This is a genomic window from Rothia sp. HMSC069C03 (assembly GCF_001811075.1).
GTDB lineage: Bacteria > Actinomycetota > Actinomycetes > Actinomycetales > Micrococcaceae > Rothia > Rothia mucilaginosa.
The window spans coordinates 1-4,116 of the sequence record NZ_KZ627124.1; the positions used below are offsets into that span (position 1 = coordinate 1).

A 4,116-nucleotide genomic window follows, 5' to 3' on the forward strand; every position below is an offset into this window, starting at 1 on the left:
CTCGAAAGAGCAAGTTGAGGTGTTGAATCGGTGTGTTGCTTGAGAACTCAATAGTGTGCTTTGTTCAATAAAATCACCATTATGGTGATGGAAACTGAAACTAATACCAAATATTTATTTATATTTGATAATCATCAAATGGTTTCAAATTTAGTCAGCTTGAGTCACGCACCCCCGTGTGTGATTCGCTGTTTGAGATCAGATTATCAAGCTTTTCTATTTTTTCAACGGAGAGTTTGATTCTGGCTCAGGACGAACGCTGGCGGCGTGCTTAACACATGCAAGTCGAACGATGAAGCCTAGCTTGCTAGGTGGATTAGTGGCGAACGGGTGAGTAATACGTGAGTAACCTACCTTTAACTCTGGGATAAGCCTGGGAAACTGGGTCTAATACCGGATACGACCAATCTCCGCATGGGGTGTTGGTGGAAAGCGTTATGTAGTGGTTATAGATGGGCTCACGGCCTATCAGCTTGTTGGTGAGGTAACGGCTCACCAAGGCGACGACGGGTAGCCGGCCTGAGAGGGTGACCGGCCACACTGGGACTGAGACACGGCCCAGACTCCTACGGGAGGCAGCAGTGGGGAATATTGCACAATGGGCGCAAGCCTGATGCAGCGACGCCGCGTGAGGGATGACGGCCTTCGGGTTGTAAACCTCTGTTAGCAGGGAAGAAGAGAGATTGACGGTACCTGCAGAGAAAGCGCCGGCTAACTACGTGCCAGCAGCCGCGGTAATACGTAGGGCGCGAGCGTTGTCCGGAATTATTGGGCGTAAAGAGCTTGTAGGCGGTTTGTCGCGTCTGCTGTGAAAGGCCGGAGCTTAACTCCGTGTATTGCAGTGGGTACGGGCAGACTAGAGTGCAGTAGGGGAGACTGGAATTCCTGGTGTAGCGGTGGAATGCGCAGATATCAGGAGGAACACCGATGGCGAAGGCAGGTCTCTGGGCTGTAACTGACGCTGAGAAGCGAAAGCATGGGGAGCGAACAGGATTAGATACCCTGGTAGTCCATGCCGTAAACGTTGGGCACTAGGTGTGGGGGACATTCCACGTTTTCCGCGCCGTAGCTAACGCATTAAGTGCCCCGCCTGGGGAGTACGGCCGCAAGGCTAAAACTCAAAGAAATTGACGGGGGCCCGCACAAGCGGCGGAGCATGCGGATTAATTCGATGCAACGCGAAGAACCTTACCAAGGCTTGACATATACTGGACCGCATCAGAGATGGTGTTTCCCTTCGGGGCTGGTATACAGGTGGTGCATGGTTGTCGTCAGCTCGTGTCGTGAGATGTTGGGTTAAGTCCCGCAACGAGCGCAACCCTCGTTCTATGTTGCCAGCACGTTATGGTGGGGACTCATAGGAGACTGCCGGGGTCAACTCGGAGGAAGGTGGGGATGACGTCAAATCATCATGCCCCTTATGTCTTGGGCTTCACGCATGCTACAATGGCCGGTACAGAGGGTTGCGATACTGTGAGGTGGAGCTAATCCCTAAAAGCCGGTCTCAGTTCGGATTGGGGTCTGCAACTCGACCCCATGAAGTCGGAGTCGCTAGTAATCGCAGATCAGCAACGCTGCGGTGAATACGTTCCCGGGCCTTGTACACACCGCCCGTCAAGTCACGAAAGTTGGTAACACCCAAAGCCGGTGGCCTAACCCTTTTGGGAGGGAGCCGTCTAAGGTGGGATTGGCGATTGGGACTAAGTCGTAACAAGGTAGCCGTACCGGAAGGTGCGGCTGGATCACCTCCTTTCTAAGGAGCACATTTAGTTGGCCATGCTACCCGCGAGTGTCGGGTGGGTGGTTTTGCTCATGGGTGGAATATTGGTTTTGGGTTGGATGAGGCGCATTGTTGGGTTTTGGGGTAACACATTAGTGTTGTTCCTTTGTTTGCCTGGTATGGTGATGATGCAAATGTTTTTGTTTGTGTTGTTGTTGTGTTGTGGGTTGTTGTTTGAGAACTATATAGTGGACGCGAGCATCTTCTGGAATTTGCGTTGAATCAATGCTTTGGTGTTGGTTTGATTGTTGATTTTAGATTCTTATTTTTCTTGATTGTGTGTAAGTTATTAAGGGCACACGGTGGATGCCTTGGCATTAAGAGCCGATGAAGGACGTGTGAATCTGCGATAAGCCTCGGGGAGCCGATAACTGGGCTGTGATCCGAGGATTTCCGAATGGGGAAACCTGGCTCATCTTCATGGTGAGTTACCGCCAGCTGAATGTATAGGCTGGTTGGGGGGAACGCGGGGAAGTGAAACATCTCAGTACCCGCAGGAAGAGAAAATAAAGTAATGATTCTGTGAGTAGTGGCGAGCGAAAGCGGAAGAGACTAAACCTGTGGTGTGTGATAGCGGTTAGGCGTTGCATCATGGGGGTTGTGGGAGTCACAGTGGCAGTTCTAACTGGCTGCCGGCATGATGTTCAGGATGGTAGGTGAACGACTTGGAATGGTCGGCCGTAGAGGGTGAGAGTCCCGTAATCGAAATTGTTCTGTCCGTGGTGTGGCCACCCGAGTAGCACGGGGCTCGTGGAATCTCGTGTGAATCTGCCAGGACCACCTGGTAAGTCTAAATACTTCTTAATGACCGATAGTGAATCAGTACCGTGAGGGAATGGTGAAAAGTACCCCGGGAGGGGAGTGAAATAGTACCTGAAACCGTGTGCTTACAAGCCGTTGGAGCCTTTTGGGGTGACAGCGTGCCTTTTGAAGAATGAGCCTGCGAGTTAGTGTTATGTCGCGAGGTTAACCCGTGTGGGGTATCCGTAGCGAAAGCGAGTCTGAATAGGGCGTTTGAGTGGCATGACCTAGACCCGAAGCGGAGTGATCTATCCATGGCCAGGTTGAAGCGACGGTAAGACGTCGTGGAGGACCGAACCCACTTCAGTTGAAAATGGAGGGGATGAGCTGTGGATAGGGGTGAAAGGCCAATCAAACTCTGTGATAGCTGGTTCTCCCCGAAATGCATTTAGGTGCAGCGTTACGTGTTTCTTGCCGGAGGTAGAGCTACTGGATGGCCGATGGGCCTTCACGGGTTACTGACGTCAGCTAAACTCCGAATGCCGGTAAGTGAGAGCGTAGCAGTGAGACAGTGGGGGATAAGCTTCATTGTCGAGAGGGAAACAGCCCAGACCACCAACTAAGGCCCCTAAGCGTGTGCTAAGTGGGAAAGGATGTGGAGTTGCTTAGACAACCAGGAGGTTGGCTTAGAAGCAGCCATCCTTGAAAGAGTGCGTAACAGCTCACTGGTCAAGTGATTCTGCGCCGATAATGTAGCGGGGCTCAAGTACACCGCCGAAGTTGTGGCAATGACCTTTTTTGGTTGTTGGGTAGGGGAGCGTCGTGTAGCCGGTGAAGCTGCGGTGTAAACCAGTGGTGGAGGCTATGCGAGTGAGAATGCAGGCATGAGTAGCGAAAGATGAGTGAGAAACTCATCCGCCGGATGATCAAGGGTTCCAGGGTCAAGTTAATCTGCCCTGGGTTAGTCGGGGCCTAAGGCGAGGCCGACAGGCGTAGTCGATGGATAACGGGTTGATATTCCCGTACCGGTGAAAAACCGCCCATACTGATATTGTGATGCTAACCATGCGAAGCATGATGTGCAGGCTTTTGTTTGTGTGTTGTGTGGGTTGTGGGACCCGATCTTTGGAGGTAAACGTATTAACAGGTGTGACGCAGGAAGGTAGCCAAGCCACGCGATGGTTGTCGTGGTCTAAGCGTGTAGGGTTGTCGGTTGTTAAATGCGCCGGCTGTGTGCCTGAGACGTGATGGGACCCCGTTTTTGGGGGATTTGGTGATCCTATGCTGCCGAGAAAAGCATCGGCGTGAGGTTTTAGCCGCCCGTACCCTAAACCGACACAGGTGATCAGGTAGAGAATACTAAGGCGATCGAGAGAATCATGGTTAAGGAACTCGGCAAAATGCCCCCGTAACTTCGGGAGAAGGGGGACCTTGAGCGTGATGGGCACTTGCTGCCTGGAGCGTGTATGGGTCGCAGAGACCAGGGGGAAGCGACTGTTTATCAAAAACACAGGTCCGTGCGAAGTCGTAAGACGATGTATACGGACTGACTCCTGCCCGGTGCTGGAAGGTTAAGAGGATTGGTTAGCCCTTTT

2 rRNA genes are annotated in these 4,116 nt (G+C 52.1%); both read left to right on the forward strand.

Annotation, left to right across the window (positions count from 1 at the left end):
- Nucleotides 1–224 precede the first annotated feature (224 nt).
- Nucleotides 225–1,753 (forward strand): 16S ribosomal RNA (locus tag HMPREF2779_RS00775).
- Between the two features lie 306 nt (nucleotides 1,754–2,059).
- Nucleotides 2,060–4,116, forward strand: a 23S ribosomal RNA gene (locus HMPREF2779_RS00785); the annotation flags it as partial.